This window comes from Lacticaseibacillus parahuelsenbergensis (assembly GCF_030770265.1).
Taxonomy (GTDB): domain Bacteria; phylum Bacillota; class Bacilli; order Lactobacillales; family Lactobacillaceae; genus Lacticaseibacillus; species Lacticaseibacillus casei.
The window spans coordinates 901,186-919,567 of record NZ_CP132482.1; the positions used below are offsets into that span (position 1 = coordinate 901,186).

General features: G+C 48.2%; 15 protein-coding genes and 1 tRNA gene. All 16 read left to right on the forward strand.

Going from position 1 to position 18,382, the window contains the following annotated elements; genetic code table 11:
* The first annotated feature begins 6 nt into the window (after nt 1-6).
* The 16 genes from hprK to LACPH_RS04440 all read left to right on the forward strand — a co-directional run bounded on the left by hprK (nt 7) and on the right by LACPH_RS04440 (nt 17,906).
* On the forward strand, nt 7-966 hold the full coding sequence (hprK, locus tag LACPH_RS04365) for an HPr(Ser) kinase/phosphatase (RefSeq protein ID WP_047105800.1): 960 nt from the start codon (nt 7-9) through the stop codon (nt 964-966).
* Between the two features lies 1 nt (nt 967).
* Nucleotides 968-1,795, forward strand: a complete 828-nt coding sequence (gene lgt / locus LACPH_RS04370) for a prolipoprotein diacylglyceryl transferase (RefSeq protein ID WP_010489395.1) — start codon at nt 968-970, stop codon at nt 1,793-1,795.
* Between the two features lie 10 nt (nt 1,796-1,805).
* Nucleotides 1,806-2,861, forward strand: a complete 1,056-nt coding sequence (locus LACPH_RS04375) for an NAD(P)H-dependent glycerol-3-phosphate dehydrogenase (protein ID WP_274784606.1) — start codon at nt 1,806-1,808, stop codon at nt 2,859-2,861.
* A 65-nt stretch (nt 2,862-2,926) separates the two neighbouring features.
* Nucleotides 2,927-3,874 carry a thioredoxin-disulfide reductase gene (trxB, locus tag LACPH_RS04380; RefSeq protein ID WP_010489391.1) on the forward strand — a complete coding sequence of 316 codons (948 nt, stop codon included), beginning with the start codon at nt 2,927-2,929 and terminating at the stop codon, nt 3,872-3,874.
* Nucleotides 3,875-4,101: 227 nt separating this feature from the next.
* Complete coding sequence (locus LACPH_RS04385; protein ID WP_274784607.1) at nt 4,102-5,829, forward strand: phospho-sugar mutase; 1,728 nt, start codon at nt 4,102-4,104, stop codon at nt 5,827-5,829.
* 544 nt (nt 5,830-6,373) lie between these two features.
* The gene (locus tag LACPH_RS04390) at nt 6,374-7,021 is read left to right on the forward strand and encodes a YfbR-like 5'-deoxynucleotidase (protein ID WP_010489378.1); all 648 of its coding nucleotides are present in this window, start codon (nt 6,374-6,376) and stop codon (nt 7,019-7,021) included.
* A gap of 172 nt (nt 7,022-7,193) precedes the next feature.
* On the forward strand, nt 7,194-9,209 hold the full coding sequence (uvrB, locus tag LACPH_RS04395) for an excinuclease ABC subunit UvrB (protein WP_049171476.1): 2,016 nt from the start codon (nt 7,194-7,196) through the stop codon (nt 9,207-9,209).
* Between the two features lie 16 nt (nt 9,210-9,225).
* Entirely contained in the window at nt 9,226-9,387 is a 162-nt protein-coding gene (locus LACPH_RS04400) for a hypothetical protein (protein ID WP_306387286.1), read from the forward strand.
* Between the two features lie 15 nt (nt 9,388-9,402).
* Nucleotides 9,403-12,291, forward strand: a complete 2,889-nt coding sequence (gene uvrA, locus LACPH_RS04405) for an excinuclease ABC subunit UvrA (protein ID WP_274784608.1) — start codon at nt 9,403-9,405, stop codon at nt 12,289-12,291.
* 215 nt (nt 12,292-12,506) lie between these two features.
* Nucleotides 12,507-13,046 carry an HdeD family acid-resistance protein gene (locus tag LACPH_RS04410; RefSeq protein ID WP_010489372.1) on the forward strand — a complete coding sequence of 180 codons (540 nt, stop codon included), beginning with the start codon at nt 12,507-12,509 and terminating at the stop codon, nt 13,044-13,046.
* Between the two features lie 137 nt (nt 13,047-13,183).
* Nucleotides 13,184-14,071, forward strand: a complete 888-nt coding sequence (rapZ, locus tag LACPH_RS04415) for an RNase adapter RapZ (RefSeq protein WP_010489370.1) — start codon at nt 13,184-13,186, stop codon at nt 14,069-14,071.
* Entirely contained in the window at nt 14,068-15,096 is a 1,029-nt protein-coding gene (mgfK, locus tag LACPH_RS04420) for a gluconeogenesis morphogenetic factor MgfK (protein ID WP_087911843.1), read from the forward strand. Before rapZ ends, mgfK begins: the two co-directional genes overlap by 4 nt.
* Before the next feature lie 4 nt (nt 15,097-15,100).
* Entirely contained in the window at nt 15,101-16,048 is a 948-nt protein-coding gene (gene whiA, locus LACPH_RS04425) for a DNA-binding protein WhiA (RefSeq protein ID WP_047105807.1), read from the forward strand.
* Nucleotides 16,049-16,348: 300 nt separating this feature from the next.
* Complete coding sequence (locus tag LACPH_RS04430) at nt 16,349-16,804, forward strand: MarR family winged helix-turn-helix transcriptional regulator (RefSeq protein ID WP_010489365.1); 456 nt, start codon at nt 16,349-16,351, stop codon at nt 16,802-16,804.
* 117 nt (nt 16,805-16,921) lie between these two features.
* Nucleotides 16,922-17,512 carry an ATP-dependent Clp endopeptidase proteolytic subunit ClpP gene (gene clpP, locus LACPH_RS04435; protein WP_005684526.1) on the forward strand — a complete coding sequence of 197 codons (591 nt, stop codon included), beginning with the start codon at nt 16,922-16,924 and terminating at the stop codon, nt 17,510-17,512.
* A 322-nt stretch (nt 17,513-17,834) separates the two neighbouring features.
* Nucleotides 17,835-17,906, forward strand: a tRNA-Arg gene (locus LACPH_RS04440).
* Nucleotides 17,907-18,382 lie beyond the last annotated feature (476 nt).

The following is an 18,382-nucleotide window of genomic DNA, read 5'->3' on the forward strand; positions in this document are numbered from 1 at the left end:
GACTTCATGGCAGACAGCGTGACGGTACGGCAACTCGTCAAGGCGACTAAGCTTGAGGTATATAGTGGTGAGGAGTATCTTGATTCTCGGCAGGTCGTTTTGAGCGATATTTCGCGTCCCGGGCTTGAGTTGACAGGTTACTTTAATTATTATCCGCATGAACGGATTCAACTTTTTGGTCGGACGGAAATTTCATTTGCGCGGAATATGTCCTCGGAAGAGCGTTTACTGATTTTGAAACGGATGGCAACCGAGGACACCCCGGCTTTTCTGGTGTCGCGCGGATTGCAACCACCGGCGGAAATGATTACGGCGGCCACCGCGGCGCATATTCCGGTATTGGGTTCACGGTTACCGACAACGCGGCTGTCAAGCTTGATCACCGAATACTTAGACGGACAGCTGGCAGAACGCCGCAGTATGCATGGCGTTTTGGTTGATATTTATGGTCTGGGCGTGCTGATCACCGGCGATTCTGGCGTTGGTAAATCAGAAACGGCTTTAGAACTGGTTCAACGTGGGCACCGGCTGATCGCAGATGACCGGGTGGATGTTTATCAACAGGATGAACAAACCATCGTGGGTGCTGCGCCGCCGATTCTCTCACATCTGCTGGAAATTCGTGGCTTGGGTATTATTGATGTCATGAATCTTTTTGGTGCCGGTGCTGTTCGCGAAGACACCACCATTTCGCTTATTGTTCATTTGGAAAACTGGACGCCGGATAAGACATTTGACCGGCTGGGTTCCGGTGAACAGACACAGCTTATTTTTGACGTACCGGTTCCTAAGATTACGATACCGGTTAAAGTTGGGCGTAACCTGGCGATCATCATTGAAGTGGCAGCCATGAATTTCCGCGCCAAGTCAATGGGCTATGATGCGACCAAGACATTCGAAAAAAATCTTAATCATCTGATCGAACATAACGAAGCAAACGACCAGAGCAGTTCGGAGGAAAAATAACTTGTTATTAGTACTCAATCCAATCGCGTTTCAGTTGGGTGGTCTGGAAGTTCATTGGTACGGGATTATTATTGCCAGTGCTGTTTTACTGGCAGTCTATCTGGCGATGAAGGAAGCACCAAAACGCGGTATTAAAGAAGATCACATTCTGAATTTGATTTTATGGGCGTTGCCATTTGCACTCATCGGGGCACGCCTTTATTATGTGGCATTTGAATGGCCATATTATGCTGCCCATCCCGGCGAGATTATTGCCATTTGGCATGGCGGCATTGCGATTTATGGGGCTTTGATTGCCAGCGTGATTGTTTTTGCCATTTATTGCCGAATTGAGTGGCTGCCAGCCTGGCTAGTACTTGATATTGCGGCGCCCACGGTTATGCTGGCGCAAGCGATTGGCCGCTGGGGCAATTTCATGAATCAGGAAGCCCATGGTGCGATCACAAGTCTGGCTTACTTACGTGGCTTGCATCTGCCAGAGTTTATCATTCAGCAAATGAATATTGGTGGCGCATATCGCCAGCCGACATTTTTGTATGAAAGTATGTGGAATCTGGTTGGATTTGCCTTAATCATGACAGTGCGGCATCACCAGCATTGGTTCAAGCAAGGCGAGATCGTCTTGAGTTATGTGATGTGGTACAGCTTCGGCCGCTTCTTTGTTGAAGGCATGCGAACCGATTCACTGTATGTGGTGCCAGGTCTGCGGGTTTCCCAGATTCTGTCGATTATTTTGTTCATCGCGGCTGGTGCGTTAATCTGGTATCGGCGGCGCCGGGGAGACGTTGCGTGGTATTTAGACGGCAATCCGCTGAAAGCAGTTGAATAGGAGTGATTTTGTGCCGACAAAAATAGCAGTGTTAGGTGCTGGTTCATGGGGAACGGTGTTAGCAAACTTGCTAACAGAAAATGGTCATGACGTTTATTTATGGAGTCATAGTCCGGAACAAGTTGCGACCATGAAGCAGACTCACAAAAATGAGCACTACCTGGGTGCTGAATTTACATTACACGATGCGCTTCACGTGACCGCAGATTTAGGCCAGGCGTTGGACCAGGCGACCGTGATTTTATTTGTGGTGCCGACCAATGCCATTCGCAGTGTGGCCGAACAAGTCAAGCCGATTTTGCAGGCGCACCGTGGCCGCGGCGAACAGCCGATTATTGTCCATGCGGCAAAAGGCTTGGAACGCGGCAGTGAGTTGCGAATTTCGCAGGTTTTGGCTGAGGTCTTGCCACCGGATCTCATTCAGGGTATTGTTGTGATTTCCGGGCCGAGTCATGCCGAAGATGTTGCTACGCATGACATTACCACCTTAACCGCCGCATCTGAAGATTTACCGCTGGCGAAAAAAGTGCAACAATTATTCATGAACGACTATTTTCGGCTTTACACGAATACCGATGTGATCGGCGTCGAAATCGGCGCAGCGTTAAAAAATGTGATTGCCATCGGTTCCGGAGCGTTACATGGCCTCGGCTACGGTGATAACACCAAAGCCGCCTTGATGACCCGCGGGCTGGCAGAAATCAGCCGGGTGGGCGTAAAATTAGGCGCTGAGCCGCTTACGTTTATCGGCCTATCCGGTGTCGGCGACTTAATTGTGACTTGCACTTCCGTTCATAGCCGCAATTGGCGCGCTGGTAACGCGTTGGGTCAAGGTGAGAAGCTTCCAGACGTGTTGAAGAATATGGGGATGGTGGTCGAAGGCGTTTCAACGACCAAGGTTGCCCATCACATGGCGCGTGAGCTGGGCGTCGACATGCCGATTACCGATGCGATTTACCAGGTCCTGTATGAAAATGCCCCGATTCGCGCGGTGATTACCGATCTCATGCAGCGATCCGGCAAGCCGGAATTTGATTTTGATAATGCCAGTTTACAAAAGCACTAAAACCCTGTATATTAAACTATGTAGCTTACTATTTGTAAGCAATACGGCAAAAGGAGAGACTGCCCATGGCAAAAAAATATGATGTAATCGTGATCGGTGCCGGTCCCGGCGGCATGACGGCGGCGCTTTATGCTTCGCGTGCCAATTTGTCAGTGTTAATGCTTGATCGCGGTGTCTACGGCGGCCAAATGAATAACACCGCTGAAGTGGAAAACTATCCGGGTTACAAGTCAATCCTTGGGCCTGATCTTGGCCAAAAAATGTACGATGGCGCCACTCAGTTTGGTGCCGAATACGCTTATGGTAATGTGATCAGCGTTCAGAATCATGGCGCAACCAAGTTGGTCAAGACTGATGAAGACGAATTTGAAGCCAAGGCGATTGTGATTGCGACAGGCGCAGAACACAAAAAGCTGGGTGTGCCCGGCGAAGAAGCCTACAGTGGCCGCGGTGTTTCGTACTGCGCAGTCTGCGACGGTGCCTTCTTTAAGGACCGTGAACTTGCCGTTATTGGCGGTGGCGATTCAGCGATCGAGGAAGGCCTTTACCTGACCCAAATGGCCAAAAAGGTAACGGTTATTCACCGCCGCGATCAACTGCGTGCGCAACAGATTATCCAGAAACGCGCATTTGCCAATGACAAGATGCATTTTGTCTGGAATGCCCAGGTTCAGGAGATCCAAGGCGATGACATGAAAGTCACCGGCGTCAAGTATCGTGACAAGGAAACCGGTGAAGAGCATGTTCTGCCAGTTGCCGGTGTCTTCATTTATGTCGGCATCATGCCGATGACCGAACCATTCCAGGATCTCGGCATTCTGGACGATCATGGTTGGATTCCAACTGATGATCACATGCGGACAAAGGTACCGGGCATCTTTGCCATCGGTGATGTTCGTGCCAAAGACCTGCGGCAGATCACCACAGCGGTAGGCGAAGGCGGTACTGCTGGCCAAGGCGTTTTCAACTATATCCAAAGTTTGAACGATACCAACATTGAAGTTAAAGCTTAATCATTGGAGGCTTCGAACGGCGTCAGCAGGTGAATATTAAAAAATCGGCTCTGGAAACGAACTACGTTTCCGGAGCCGATTTCGTTTTGCCCCAATTTTTCAATGGATCGCAAAAGAATTTTCTTATTTGAGCGCGTTTTCAACCAAGCGTTGGTTACTTATAGTATGATTGGAAAGGGAAGGGCTGTACCCGAAATTATCAATTTAGACAGATAGGAGCTGATCACGTGAGTTACCGTGATACGTATCAACAATGGGTCGATGAACCAACACTTGATCCGGAGCTAAAAGCTGATCTTAAGAAAATGGCCGACGACGAAACAACTAAGGAAGAAGCGTTTGCTGCCCCCATGGCATTTGGGACTGCTGGCATGCGCGGCGTTCTTGGTGCCGGCATTGGCCGGATGAACATTTATACGGTACGACAGGCAACTGAGGGCCTGGCGCGGTTTATGGACACCTTAACGGATGAAACGAAGGCACGCGGCGTGGCCATTAGCTATGATTCCCGCTACATGAGTCAGGAATTTGCTTATCAAAGTGCCGGTGTGCTTGGCGCTCACGGCATCAAGAGTTATGTGTTTGACCAGCTGCGGCCAACACCGGAGTTGAGTTTTGCGGTGCGTCATTTGAAGACTTACGCCGGGATTATGATTACGGCTAGTCATAACCCGAAGCAATACAATGGCTACAAGATTTATGGTCCAGATGGCGGTCAAATGCCGCCGGAAGAATCCGACAAAATTACCAAGTACGCTCGGTCGGCATCTGATCTTTTTGCGATTAAAGAGTTAAATGTTCACGAATTGCGGGCCAAGAAATTGATGCAGCCGATCGGCGAGGACGTGGATGAAGCCTATTACGCCGAAGTGGCTACAGTGACAATCAATCCTGACTTGGTCCACACCGTCGGGAAGAATATGTCATTGGTTTATAGCCCGTTACATGGTACTGGCCGCATTCCGGCACAAATGGTTTTACGCAATGCCGGGTTTGAAAACTTCCGCTTGGTTCCGGAACAAAGTATTGCCGATCCGGAATTTGCGACGACCCCGTTCCCGAACCCTGAATTTGCCCAAGTCTTTGACTTGCCGATCGCATTGGGCAAGAAAATTGGTGCGGATGTGTTGATTGCCACTGATCCGGATGCCGATCGTTTGGGCACTGCGGTTAAAGTCGGCGACCACTATCAGTTATTGACTGGTAACCAGATTGCTTCGGTATTGCTGCACTATATTCTCGAAGCCCGCAAACAAGCCGGCACGTTGCCGAAAAACGGCGCAGTTGTGAAGTCAATCGTTTCAACCGAATTAGCGACGGCGATTGCGAAAGATTACGGCGTGGACATGATTAACGTGCTAACCGGCTTCAAGTTTATCGGCGATCAAATCAAGCACTTCCAGGCCACTGGTGAACATGAATTTCTCTTTGGCTTTGAAGAAAGCTACGGCTACCTGATCAAACCATTCGTTCGGGATAAAGACGCGATCCAGTCCACGGTCTTGCTGGCTGAAGTAGCCGCTTACTATCAGTCACAAGGCAAGACACTTTGGGATGGCGTTCAGGAACTGTACAAGAAGTACGGTTATTATGCTGAAAAGACGGTTGGCGTTGATTTTGAAGGCGTTGACGGTCCAAAGCAGATGGCCAATCTCATGACGAAGTTCCGCGAAGAGCAGCCGGATGATTTTGCCGGTGTCAAGATTGCCAAAGTGGAAGACTTCCTGAGTCAGGAAGCGAAGTCGGCAGACGGCACGGTTGAAAAGCTGACGATGCCATCCAGCAATGTACTGAAATATATTTTGGAAGACGGCACTTGGATTGCAATTCGCCCATCCGGCACGGAGCCAAAAGTCAAATTCTATGTTGGCACCAAGGCAGAAACCGACGCAAAAGCGCAGGAGAAACTTGAGGCGTTCGAAAAAGCTTTGAATGATTTTCGTGAAGAAGCTTAAGCTAGTCATCATGGCGTAGATATTTTCTGTTGAAGAAAATGGAGCGTAATTTACGGTTACAGCAAAAGGAGAACCTCTGGCAACAGAAGAGTGTTCTCCCTTTGTTTTCCATAGGGTAATTCGGTAGGATTATTAAGATGTCAGTGCCAAGGCGGAGCAATCGTAGGCCAGATGGGGCTCAGGGGTGAAATTGGCATTAAACGGGCGGTTTTCCCGTTTTAGGCCAAGGCCGAGCTTTGAGACTCAGCCGGGCTTGCTGAGGCTCAAAGTCGTGCCCACCCCGTTCCAGCCCCAGCTGGCCGGAGATTGCGGAGTTTGGCACGGATTGGTATTTATTGCCTAAGCTTTTCTGTATTCGTCTGAATTCATTAGACTGTTAACACTCTTACGGAATTATGGCCCAACTTCTTGTTTGCATTCACTTCCGGAAAACCCGGTCCCAAAATGTGAAACGCCTTGCAATGGTCTGGCTATGGTGGTAGTCTTTTAGCAATTTAAGTAATTTTTTTGATCGTCACAACAAACAACAGGAGGTCATTTTGACATGGGCATGCACCAATTTATCCAAGGACTGAGTAATCTGGAGACACTGCGGCGGGCACCGGGCTTTTTCAAGTATCAGGAGCACTCGGTGGCGGCCCACAGCTTCAAGGTTGCGGAAATCGCGCAGATGCTGGGCGATGTCGAGGAATTGGCGGGGAACAAGGTTAATTGGCAGATGCTCTACGAAAAGTCGCTGAACCATGATTACACGGAACGTTTCATCGGCGATATCAAAACGCCGGTCAAATATGCCACGCCGACATTGCGGCAGATGCTTGCCGACGTTGAGGCCACGATGACGGAGAACTTCATCAAAAATGAAATTCCGCGCGATTTTCAGGATCGTTATCGCCGTCGTTTGTCTGAAGGCAAAGACGACACGCTTGAAGGCCAAATTTTAAGCGTGGCCGATAAAATTGACTTGCTCTACGAAGGATTTGGCGAAATTGAAAAAGGTAATCCGGAACAGGTCTTTCTTGATATTTACACGGAAAGTCTAAGTACCATTTTGGAATTTAAGAACCGTCCAAGTGTCCGGTACTTCCTCGATCAGGTTTTGCCGGATATGCTGGAAGAAAAGTTTGCCAGTCGTGATCAATTGGCCAAGCTGACCAAAGCAACCATGGCCGAACACGAGCCAAGTAAGTAGCGAAAGTATGTTCGCTATGTTATAATATGCGAGATGAAAGTTGGAATGCGTTTCAAATCGGTTCCAACTTTTTTGATGAAAAATTTTGGTACAACGGCGGGACACCGCATACGAATGGATGTTAATGCGCGTGGGAATAGCCGCGCGTCACATGTTGATTGGAGGCATGTCGATGATCGAACGAATCGCTGATCGTAAATTTGATCTGGTTTCACCTTATCAGCCGGCTGGGGATCAGCCTCAAGCGATTGCCAAGCTGACAAAGGGATTTGAAGAAGGCAAGAAAGAACAAATCCTGTTAGGCGCAACCGGAACCGGCAAGACGTTTACGATGAGCAATATCATCGCCAACCTGAATAAGCCGACTTTGATTTTATCGCACAATAAAACCTTAGCGGGACAGCTCTATGGCGAGTTTAAGGAATTCTTCCCGCATAATGCGGTTGAATATTTTGTCTCTTACTATGATTATTACCAGCCTGAAGCATATGTGCCTAGCACGGACACGTATATTGAAAAAGACAGTGCCATTAATGACGAAATCGACAAGTTGCGGCATAGTGCAACCAGTGCGTTACTTGAACGAAACGACGTGATTGTGGTGGCGTCGGTATCATCTATCTTTGGATTAGGTGATCCGCATGAATATAAAAATCATGTGCTTTCACTACGAACCGGCATGACCATTGATCGGAATACGTTGCTGCGGCAACTGGTCGATATCCAGTTTGATCGCAATGACATTGATTTTCAGCGTGGCCGTTTTCGGGTTCGCGGGGATGTTGTTGAAATTTTCCCGGCTAGCCGTGACGATCATGCCATTCGGGTCGAATTTTTCGGTGACGAGATCGACCGAATTACTGAAGTGGACGCATTGACCGGTGAAGTCATTGGCACGCGGGATCATGTTGCCATTTTCCCGGCCACCCACTTTATGACCAGTGACGAACAGATGCAACGTGCGATCAAGAGTATTTCGGCGGAATTGGAAGATCGACTGAAGGTGCTGCGCGGCGAGAACAAGTTGCTTGAAGCGCAGCGCCTGGAACAGCGGACCAACTATGACATTGAAATGATGCGCGAAATGGGCTTCACCAGTGGCATCGAAAATTATTCTCGCCACATGGATGGCCGCAAACCGGGCGAGCCGCCGTACACACTGTTAGACTTTTTCCCGAAGGACTTTACGATCATGGTTGACGAAAGCCATGTGACGATGCCGCAGGTTAAAGGGATGTACAACGGTGATCGGGCGCGGAAACAGATGCTGATCGATTATGGCTTTCGTTTGCCAAGCGCGTTGGACAATCGGCCGCTGAAGATCGACGAGTTTGAAAAGCATGTCAAGCGCATTTTGTATGTCAGTGCCACCCCGGGGCCTTACGAATTGAGTCGCGTACCCAAAGAAGATATTGCTGAGCAGATTATTCGGCCAACCGGTTTGCTGGATCCGAAGATTGAAGTGCGTCCGGTGATGGGACAAATCGATGATCTGGTTGGTGAAATCAACAAACGCATTGATGCTCATGAACGGGTCTTCATTACCACTTTGACTAAAAAAATGGCGGAAGATCTGACCGATTATTTGAAAGATATGGGAATTAAAGTCCGCTACCTGCACAGTGATATCAAGACGCTGGAGCGGACAAAGATTATTCGCGATCTGCGGCTTGGTAAATTTGATGTGCTCATTGGCATTAACCTTTTACGTGAAGGCATTGATGTGCCGGAAGTTTCGCTGATTGCGATTCTTGATGCTGACAAGGAAGGCTTCTTGCGGGCAGAACGATCCTTAATCCAGACGATCGGCCGGGCATCGCGTAATGAGCACGGTAAAGTGATTATGTATGCGGACAAAGTCACTGATTCGATGAAGGCCGCAATTGATGAAACCAAGCGGCGGCGGGCGATTCAGGAGAAGTTTAACGAAGAGCATCATATTCAGCCTAAGACCATTATCAAACCGATTCGGGCAGCTATTTCGACTTACGAGCAATCTGACGATGAGAAAGCCGAGGCCAAGAAGACCTTTGCCGAGGTTGATTATGAAGACATGACCAAAGCCGATAAGAAAGAATTGGTGGCCAACCTGCGTTCACAGATGCAGGCGGCGGCCAAGAAACTGGATTTCGAACAGGCGGCATCGTTACGCGATACCATTCTGGAATTGCAAGCGGATATGTCTTGAGATTTTTGTAACGAACTTGCATGATGAAACAAAGTCAGCCATGATTACCTTGATTAGATCCGGCGATCGTGGCTGTTTTGTTGTCGTGATCCTGGCGTTGTATGAGACGCAGGAACTGATCCGCTTTATCGTGCCAGATGGGGTGACGTTCTGGCCACGGGCGGCTTGTTTTAAATGAGGAGATTTTTTGTGAATGGCAAATGATAAAATTGTGATCCATGGGGCGCGTGCCCATAACTTAAAAAATATTGACGTGACCATTCCCCGTAACAAACTCGTGGTCATGACGGGGCTGTCAGGCTCTGGCAAGTCTAGCCTGGCGTTTGATACGTTATATGCAGAAGGCCAGCGTCGGTACGTTGAAAGTCTGTCTGCCTATGCGCGTCAATTCTTAGGCCAGATGGAGAAACCAGATGTCGACTCGATTGATGGGCTCAGTCCGGCGATTTCGATTGATCAAAAGACGACCTCCAAGAATCCCCGTTCAACGGTCGGCACCGTCACGGAAATCAACGATTATCTGCGGTTGTTGTGGGCGCGGGTCGGTCATCCGATTTGTCCGAACGATGGTACGCCGATTACGAGTCAGAGTGTCGAGCAAATGGTGGATCGCGTCCTAGCACTACCGGAGAAGAGTCGGATTCAAATTTTGTCGCCGATTGTGCGGCGGAAAAAAGGCAGTCATAAGAAAGTCTTCGCCAAGATTATGCGTGAAGGTTATGTGCGCATGCGTGTTGACGGTGAAGTAGTGGACGCGACGGCCGACTATGAGCTGGATAAAAACAAGGCTCATGATATTGATATTGTGATTGACCGAATTGTGGTGAAGCCTGAAGCGCGCAGTCGGTTATTTGATTCGTTCGAAGCAGCGTTACGCCTGTCGGAAGGCTATGCTAATGTCGATGTGATCGGCGGCGAGACGTTACGGTTTTCCGAACATTTTGCCTGCCCGATTTGTGGCTTTACCATTGGTGAAATGGAGCCACGGCTCTTTTCGTTTAATGCCCCATTTGGTGCCTGCCCGGAATGTGATGGCTTAGGGGTTAAGCTCACGGTCGATATGGATCTGGTCGTCCCGGATCCAAGCATGACCTTGGCACAAGGCGCGATTGCTCCGTGGAATCCCATCAGTTCCCAGTACTATCCGGAATTGTTGGAACAAGCCGCAACGGCCTTCAAAGTGCGCATGGATGTGCCATTTGAGAAGTTGACCAAACGGGAGCGAACCGTTGTCCTTGATGGCAGTAACGGTAAGCCGTTCCATTTTCATTATGAAAATGATTTTGGCGGCGTTCGGGATGTCGATGTCCCGTTTGAAGGGGTACTGACCAACATTTCCCGGCGCTATGCCGAGACCAACAGCGATTTTACGCGCCAACAGATGAGGAGTTACATGACTGCATTGCCTTGCCCGGTTTGCCATGGCAAGCGGCTGAATCGGCAAGCACTTGCCGTGAAAATTTCCGGGCGTGATATCGCCGAAGTTTCCGATCTGGCCATCAAAGACGCCTTACCATTCTTCAAGCAGATTCAGCTGAGCGAAGCTGAAAGTGTCATCGCTCAGCCAATCGTGAAAGAGGTTGTCGATCGCTTAACTTTTCTTGTCAATGTCGGCCTTGGCTATCTGACCTTGAGTCGTAGTGCCGGAACGCTGTCTGGTGGCGAGGCACAACGGATTCGGTTGGCAACCCAGATCGGCTCCAACTTGAGCGGAGTCATGTATGTTCTGGATGAGCCGTCAATTGGCCTGCATCAACGTGACAATGATCGCTTAATCGCGTCTTTGAAAAAGATGCGTGATTTAGGCAATACGCTCATTGTGGTTGAACATGATGAGGACACCATGCGGGCAGCCGATTACCTGATCGATGTCGGTCCGGGTGCCGGTGACCATGGCGGCCGGATCATGGCGGCCGGAACGCCTAAGCAAGTGGCGCGGGTACGCAAGTCGATCACGGGGCAATACCTATCTGGCCGTAAGTTTATTCCGGTACCGTTGAAGCGTCGGACAGGCAATGGCAAAGTGATCCGTTTGGAAGGGGCTGCCGACCATAATCTCAAGCACATCAATGTTGATTTTCCATTAGGCAAGTTTATTGTGGTTACCGGGGTTTCCGGATCGGGCAAGTCAACGCTCGTTAATTCGATTTTGCGGCGAGCCTTGGCCCAAAAGCTGAATCACAACTCTGAAAAACCCGGACCATATGATAAGATTCTGGGTTATAAAAACATCGAGAAGCTAATCAATATCGATCAGAGCCCCATCGGCCGGACGCCACGGAGCAATCCAGCTACCTACACCAGCGTTTTTGATGATATTCGCGGATTATTTGCAGAAACCAATGAAGCTAAACTGCGTGGCTACAAAAAAGGGCGGTTCAGCTTTAACATCAAAGGTGGTCGCTGTGAAAACTGTAAAGGCGACGGGATCATCAAGATCGAAATGAACTTTTTACCGGACGTTTATGTACCTTGCGAAGTTTGTCATGGCAAACGGTATAATTCCGAAACGCTTGAAGTGACGTACAAAGGCAAGAATATTGCGGAAGTCCTCGACATGACCGTTGAAGAAGCCACCAACTTTTTCAAAAATATTCCAAAGATTCGCCGCAAGTTGCAGACGATTGTGGATGTCGGCTTGGGCTATGTGAAGCTTGGTCAAAGTGCTACAACCCTTTCCGGTGGTGAGGCGCAGCGGATGAAGCTGGCTAGTGAGTTGCAGAAGCTTTCGACCGGTAAGAACTTTTATATTCTGGATGAACCGACGACCGGTTTGCATACCGATGATATTAAGCGCTTGCTGGAAGTGCTGGAACGCTTAGTCGATGAAGGCAACACGGTTTTGGTCATTGAGCACAATCTGGATGTGGTTAAATCTGCCGACTGGGTCATTGATCTGGGTCCTGAAGGCGGGGATGGCGGTGGCCGTGTCATTGCCACAGGCACGCCCGAACAAGTCGCCGAGGTGGCTGACAGTTATACCGGCCAATATCTCAAACCGGTTCTGATCCGTGACACCAAACGGACCAAGGAAGCGGCTGCCGGCAAGGATGGTCAGGCCAAAAGCAGCACCAAGAAATAATGCGTTTGATAGTCGCGTTTAAAACCGCGACTATTTATGTACATAAATGAGCAGCGTTTGACCGATTTTTGATCACTTTTTAAAGGCTACGTATCATGCGTGGCTAGTGGCATTTGCCCGTATCTTTAAAAATCTTTAAAAATTCTGGCAATTCAATTTATTGAATTACTTTTTGAAATGGTATGATATAAATGATCAAGAAAGTAGGGAATAATATGTTGAATCGAAAGAGTTTTGGCTTTGACTGGGGGCAGTTCATCACCGGTATTCTGTTTCTGGTTGCTGCTTTTGTGGTCTTACGGTACCCGTTAGCAACATTAAGGACGGTTACCTTTATCTTTGCCGTCGTTGCCATTATTCGAGGGATTGCGGTTCTTGCGGGCTTTTCCACATTGCGCCAGTTTACCGGTAGATTGGCATGGATTTCCTTGATTATGGGGATTTTTGACCTTGTCATTGGCCTGATTTTCTTATTGAATTCTGGCTTAGGCGTGGCGACGATCACCATGATGTTTGCTATCTGGTTCCTGGTCGATTCTGTCGGCTCATTGTTCAATGTCGGCCATCTGCGCGTTGCCGGCACGGGTTGGTTTGTTGTTTATCTGATTCTGGATATTCTGGCGGTCATTGTTTCACTGATGTTGTTCATGCAGCCGGTGATTGCAGCAGTGACGCTGGTGACCTTGTTGGCGATGTTCTTCGTCCTGTTCGGCATCGAGTGTATTGTCATCGCTTTTGCTCGACGCAACATTTAAATTGTCCACCAAAAGTCCGAAGAACCGGTGTTTCTAAGCCGGTTCTTCGGCTTTTTTGATTTCGGGAGTCTGTGATGGTAGGAATGACACGCCCGGAATGTTATACTGGATTGAATATGAGCACAAAGGAGCCTTTTATGACTGAAAGTTTGGATCTTGTTATTATCACTGGGATGTCGGGTGCCGGCAAAACCGTTGCAATGCAGGCGTTTGAAGATTTGGGGTATTTTTGCGTTGATAACATGCCGCCAGCGCTGCTTCCTAAGTTTTGGGAACTCGTTAAGGAATCTGGGAAGATCTCAAAGGTTGCGCTAGTCGTGGATCTGCGTAGTCGGGCCTTTTATGACCAGATTATCGACATGTTGGCTAATCTGGACAACAACGCTTACGTTCATTCGCGCATTTTGTTCTTAGACGCGACGGATGAAGAACTGGTTTCGCGTTACAAGGAAACCCGCCGCTCACATCCCTTGGCAATGGAAGGCCGGTTGATGGACGGCATTAAAAAAGAACGTGTGCTACTAACCGAGTTACGGAATCGGGCGCAAGTCGTGATCGATACCACCACGTTGAGCCCGCGACAGTTACGCGAAAAGATCTTCTTAAACTTCAAAGAAAATAGCGGTCAGCCAGCCTTTCATATTGAAGTCATGTCATTTGGGTTTAAATATGGGCTGCCGATTGATGCGGACATTGTCATGGACGTCCGGTTCCTGCCTAATCCGTTTTACGTCAAGGCTTACCGGCCAAAAACCGGTTTGGATCAGGAAGTTTATGACTATGTAATGGACAATGAAGATGCCGAGAGTTTCTACAACAAATTTTACGATTTGCTGGCTGAGATCATGCCCAAGTATAAAGCCGAAGGGAAGACCAGTGTGACGATCGCGATCGGTTGCACAGGCGGTCAACACCGAAGCGTTGCGTTTGCGGAGCGCATCGGTAAGGCATTTTCGGATGCGTATGCGGTTGATATTACCCATCGGGACATTAAGAAACATAAGGAGACGGTGAATCGTTCATGAGTCGGGAAACTAAATTTATCCGCGTCATTCGCGGGCGGCGTCCTAAAGTCGTCGTGATTGGCGGCGGAACCGGATTGCCGGTTATCTTGCATAGTCTGCATGAACAAGATGCTGACGTAACGGCAATTGTGACGGTTGCCGATGATGGCGGGTCGTCAGGTACCATCCGCAATTATATTAACGTAGTGCCGCCTGGTGATATTCGCAATGTGCTTGTTGCCTTGTCGGAGTTGCCAAGTCTGTATCTGGATATTTTCCAGTACAGATTTAACACGACCGATGCGTTTTTCGCCGGCCATGCGATTGGCAACTTAATCATTGCGGCTTTGTCAGAGATGAAAGGCGGCATTTTCCCGGCGGTTCAGCAACTGAGCGAAATGATGCAGGTGGATGGTCACGTTTATCCTGCCAGCAACACGCCGCTCACACTTAATGCCGAGTTCACAGATGGGACGAGCCTATCCGGTGAATCCGAAATTACCGCTGCCGGTAAGAATATCAAGCATATTTCCGTCTCCGAAACCGATCCGGCTAATGGTGAACCTAAAGCTGTCCATGAAGTCATTGATGCCATTATGGATGCCGATGTGGTTGTGCTGGGGCCCGGCAGTCTGTTTACCAGCATCCTGCCGAACCTGATGATTGGCAATCTGGGTGACGCTGTGAAGAAAACGCAGGCTGAAGTCATCTATATCGTCAACATCATGACGCAGAAAGGCGAAACGCAAAACTTCACCGATGCCGACCATGTTCGGGTTTTGAATGAACAGATGGGCGAGGATTTTGTCGATACCGTTCTCGTCAATATCGAACCGGTCCCCGAGAATTATCTCGATCACCAAAAGTACAACGAAATTCTGACGCCGGTTAAGCATAATTATCAAGGTTTGCGGGATATGGGCTGTCGTGTGATTTCGGAAGATTTTTTGAAGTTGCGTGATCGCGGCGTTTTCCATGATGGCGACAAGGTGGCCAAGGAAATTTTGAATTTGGCTTTTCAAGTGAGCGCAAAAATCCGGAGGTGAGGGCATGGCAAGCTTTGCCAGTATGGTGAAAAAAGAACTGACCCAACTCGAGGTTCATCCTGAACATGCGAAGGCAGAGCTGTCGGCATTGATCCGGATGAACGGCAGCCTGACGTTAATGGCCCATCGGTTTGTGTTAAACATTCAGACTGAAAACCCGGCCATTGCCCGGCGAATTTATAGTTTGATTCGCCAGGTTTACCGGCATGAAGCCAACTTGGTCGTTCATCGCAAAATGAAACTCAAGAAAAATTATCAGTACATTGTCCGCCTGACGGAAGGTGTCAATGATATTCTGTCGGATTTGTCAATTTTGGATCCGACAACGATGGCGATTTCGACGACGGTCCCAGCAACGGTTTTGGAAGAACCACAACGGATGCGTTCGTACTTGCGCGGCGCTTTTTTAGCCGGCGGATCGGTGAATAATCCGGAAACATCGCGCTATCACCTGGAAATTTATTCATTATATGCCGATCACAATGCCGGCATTTTGAAAATGATGAATCATTTCAACCTGAATGCGCGTACCGTCGAACGCCGAAGCGGCTATATTGTTTATTTAAAAGAAGCCGAAAAAATCGCGGATTTCCTGCAGGTGATCGGGGCAACGAATGCGATGCTTAAGTTCGAAGATGTCCGGATTGTGCGCGATATGCGTAACTCGGTGAACCGCCTCGTTAATTGCGAAACGGCGAATATGAACAAAACCATTGATGCGGCCCAGAAACAAATTGAGAATATCAACTATCTTAAAGATCATGTGGGGTTGGATAATCTGCCAACCAAACTGCGCGAAATTGCCGTTTTGCGCTTAGCCCATCCGGATGTCTCGTTGCAGGAGTTGGGTGCCATGGTTCCGGGTGGGACAATTTCGAAGTCAGGCGTCAATCATCGGTTGCGCAAACTCAATCAGATTGCTGAGGGTTACCAGCAACCGGAAGATGCCTAGCAGCTATGATAATTGCAAGATAAGCAAAAAGTCATATTTATAAGATAATGCCTTTGTTTCCTCAAGATAATCGTGTACAATGTAACCGACATCAAGTTATTTGATGTAGGCGTTTGAACGACCCGGCTGCCACTTTTAGGACGCTAAAAACTGTCCGGCAGTGCGCTGGTTGACGAGTGCCACGACAAGAAACATGAGTCAGTTTACATTCGGATTTGCAGTGATGTTATTACCAGATGAAGTGGTAATTGTCACGTTCAGCGGGATACAATTGTTGCTTAGGTTTTAGGAGGAAGCACTATGGTCAAACCGATCACATTAAATGAACAACTTTGTTTTGCAATTTACAAGGCACAGAAACAATATAATCATTTCTATGCTCAGGCATTAGCGCCATTTAAGTTGACTTATCCGCAGTACATTACGTTGCTGTCGCTGTATGAACACGGCACGATGTCGGTTAAGCAGGTGGGCCAAACACTTGAGTTGGACAGCGGTACCTTGACACCGTTAATGAAGCGTCTGGAAAAAGACGGCTGGATCAGCCGCAAACGATCAACCGAAGATGAACGTCGCGTTGATGTTAGCTTGACGCAAAAGGCTTTGGACGCTCGCGACGAGATTTTTGAACATGTTGGCTCCTGCATGGAATTGATGAATTTGCCGCAAACTGAATATGATCGTATCAAGACTGAGGTAACGCGTGTCGATGAGCATCTGAGTGCTATCGCTGACGACGCCTACCCACAAGTCTGAACGATTTTTATAAGGTCAAAGATTGTGATTAAAATCTTTGACCTTATTTGACTTTAGCAGTATACTTAGCACTGTACTTTAAAGAGTGCTAAAAAACGATTTTCAGGAGGTTAGGACATGCTAGTACCTACCGTCGTTGAACAAACCAGTCGTGGCGAACGTGCTTACGACATTTACTCACGTCTATTAAAAGACCGGATCATCATGTTGTCCGGTGAAGTAAACGATCAAATGGCAAACTCTGTCATCGCCCAGTTACTTTTTCTTGATGCACAGGATTCTGAAAAGGATATTTACCTTTACATCAACAGTCCCGGTGGTGTGATCACCAGCGGCTTGGCGATGCTTGATACCATGAACTTCATCAAGTCCGATGTTCAGACTATTGCCATTGGGATGGCTGCATCCATGGCATCTGTCCTGTTAGCCGGTGGCACGAAAGGCAAGCGCTTTGCTTTGCCGAATTCGACCATTTTAATCCATCAGCCTTCAGGTGGTGCCCAAGGTCAGCAAACCGAAATCGAAATTGCGGCCGAAGAAATTTTGAAGACACGTAAAAAGATGAACCAGATCCTGGCCGATGCAACAGGTCAGACAGTTGAGCAAATCAAGAAGGATACTGAACGTGATCACTATATGAGCGCTCAGGAAGCCAAGGATTACGGCTTGATTGATGATATTCTGGTTAATAAGAATAATCAAAAATAAAGGTTTAAACGAATTGGCACACCGCTTTGGTTAGTGGTGTGCTTTTTTCGTGGGAGTGGAAGGACGGGTAGAAGGAATTTGAGGATAACCGCCGAGAATGAATCAGTATAGGCAGTGAAAAAATAAGGTTTGGGGGCAATCCGGTTCCGAAACGCGCTCACAGTCGCAGAAATCTACGTGTAAGGACCTCAAGCCTAAATGGCCAAAGACCAGCCATTTAGGCTTGAGGCCACTTACACTCCGATTTCTAAGCGCTCCTGCTCACGCTCTACAGAAAAGACTTGCAAATTGGCCCCTGATTGAGTAATATAATTAGGTACTTGCGCGGTTAGTGTAATGGATCGCACGTGAGATTCCGGTTCTCGAAATCCGGGTTCGACTCCCGGGCTGCGCAGAATTCCAGTCATATGGAAAATACCGAAAATAGAAAAGTCCGCTATGGCGGGCTTTTTGTTTGCCATAATGTGTTTGTAGGACGCCAATGTCGCTGATCAGCATAGCCTTTTTTAAGCTAAGAAAACGCCAAATGAAATCGCTCCCTCACCAAATGGCAGTTTCGCTTGAAAAATGCTCAAAACAGAACAAACAGTGATGAAAGAACCCATGACTGGCTGTGTGTAGGCTGTTGAAATAGACCGAAATACAGCACATGAAAATTTCATTAGAAGTAAGCCGAAACCCCTGATATCAAAAAGCCGCAGCGAGGTTGTCGAAACTGGTAAATGCCGAACATTTGAATCTTTATAGAAGCAGATGTTCAAACTTAGCCGGTTTTGTGATTACTTTGAGACGATTTAGGCAACAGACTTGCGATAAAGCGGAACCCCTGCTACAATTGGTTTTGTTGGTAAGGGAAAACAGCAAACGTTG

Coding starts and splice junctions, on each gene's coding strand:
- LACPH_RS04430 (WP_010489365.1), top strand. CDS start 16,349: ATGGTCAAACCGATCACATTAAATGAACAACTTTGTTTTGCAATTTAC.
- uvrA (WP_274784608.1), top strand. CDS start 9,403: ATGGCAAATGATAAAATTGTGATCCATGGGGCGCGTGCCCATAACTTA.
- rapZ (WP_010489370.1), top strand. CDS start 13,184: ATGACTGAAAGTTTGGATCTTGTTATTATCACTGGGATGTCGGGTGCC.
- trxB (WP_010489391.1), top strand. CDS start 2,927: ATGGCAAAAAAATATGATGTAATCGTGATCGGTGCCGGTCCCGGCGGC.
- LACPH_RS04410 (WP_010489372.1), top strand. CDS start 12,507: ATGTTGAATCGAAAGAGTTTTGGCTTTGACTGGGGGCAGTTCATCACC.
- uvrB (WP_049171476.1), top strand. CDS start 7,194: ATGATCGAACGAATCGCTGATCGTAAATTTGATCTGGTTTCACCTTAT.
- whiA (WP_047105807.1), top strand. CDS start 15,101: ATGGCAAGCTTTGCCAGTATGGTGAAAAAAGAACTGACCCAACTCGAG.
- LACPH_RS04390 (WP_010489378.1), top strand. CDS start 6,374: ATGGGCATGCACCAATTTATCCAAGGACTGAGTAATCTGGAGACACTG.
- hprK (WP_047105800.1), top strand. CDS start 7: ATGGCAGACAGCGTGACGGTACGGCAACTCGTCAAGGCGACTAAGCTT.
- mgfK (WP_087911843.1), top strand. CDS start 14,068: ATGAGTCGGGAAACTAAATTTATCCGCGTCATTCGCGGGCGGCGTCCT.
- clpP (WP_005684526.1), top strand. CDS start 16,922: ATGCTAGTACCTACCGTCGTTGAACAAACCAGTCGTGGCGAACGTGCT.